The sequence below is a fragment of the Mesorhizobium sp. B2-3-5 genome, assembly GCF_006442395.1.
In the GTDB taxonomy this organism is placed as follows: Bacteria; Pseudomonadota; Alphaproteobacteria; order Rhizobiales; family Rhizobiaceae; genus Mesorhizobium.
This window is the reverse complement of sequence record NZ_VFVX01000084.1, coordinates 1-1,223: the sequence shown is the minus strand read 5'-3', so window position 1 is coordinate 1,223 and position 1,223 is coordinate 1. Positions and strand designations below refer to the sequence as shown.

Annotated in this window: 1 protein-coding gene; it reads right to left on the bottom strand. The window is 65.7% G+C overall.

Translation table 11 applies throughout. The annotated features are described in order from the left end of the window. On the bottom strand, nucleotides 1-919 hold a 919-nt coding region (locus FJ958_RS31415), incomplete at its 3' end, for an ornithine cyclodeaminase family protein (RefSeq protein ID WP_140750008.1). Between the last annotated feature and the right edge of the window lie 304 nt (nucleotides 920-1,223).

The following is a 1,223-nucleotide window of genomic DNA, read 5'->3' as shown; positions in this document are numbered from 1 at the left end:
CCGCCAAATCCCCCACGGCCAGCCCGCGAAACACAAACCCCGTCGTCTCGCCTGCGTTCTGCCTCCCCTTAAAATCGCCACAAACCAACCCCGTCAGATCCCCGGCGGCCAAAGCGGGGTCGATCATGGGACTGGGCATGTTTCTCTCCTGCTCCAGGTCGTCGACGATGATGCGGTCGAAGCGAGGCATGGTCTCTCGCAGCCAGGGTAGGGCCTGGTCGGTCATCACGGTGAAGCTGCCCGGCTTCAGCCAGTTGGCGTCGAGGAAGGGGGCGGGGCTGGGCACCAGGGGCACTGTCGTCACCACCATGTCGGCGCCTTCGATCGCGGCCCTTGCCGTGTCGCATGGCACTGCCTGCAGCCCGCGCGATTGCGCCATTTGGCAGAGCGCGTCGCGGTTGGCGGTGCCGCGGCCGTAGGCGCGTATTTCGCGCAGGGGGAACAGGTCGGCGAAGGCTTCGAGGTGGCCGCGCGCCTGCACGCCGCAGCCGATGAAGGCGATGGACGACGCCTCGCTCGCCGCCATGCGCCTGGCGGCGACGGCGCTCAAGGCGGCCGTGCGTTTCTCCGTCACCCAATTGCCGTCGACCAGGGCGAGCGGCAGGCCGGTCTCGGCGTCGAGCAGCGTGATCAGCGAGTTGATCGTGGGGAGGCCGCGCCCGGCATTGCGGGGATTGACCACCAGCGACTTGGTGGCCAGCATGGGCGGATTGGAGGCGACGCCGAGCGTCGCCATGATGTAGCGGTCGTCGCCCGGCAGCACGACCGCCTTCGGCGCGCACCAGACTTCGCCGCGCCTTTGGCCGACGATCTGGCGTTCGATCTCGTCGACCATTTCGGACGTCGAGATCGCCAGGCGGTCGAGATACGCCGAAGACAGATAGGGCAGCGTATCGGCTTCTATTGCTTGCGTGTTCATGCGGTCATTTTCCAATGCGGGTCGGCAAACTACCAAGCGGGTGGCAAACCGCATAGGGTGGGGCGCTTTCTCAGTGTCGCGGCTTTGGCGGAGGCCTCTAATTTGTGGCAGGCAATCCCGAATGGCCGATGCTTTTGCCCTACGAGTACCCCCACCCCTAACCCCTCCCCACAAGGGGGAGGGGACTTCCGTCGACGCTGATCCTCGCAAATTGAGCATGTTTCTTTTTTGAGGCCAGGGCGGAAGCGACGGTGCGCGCGGCAGCTTCCCTCCCCCTTGTGGGGAGGGTTAGGGTGGGGGTACT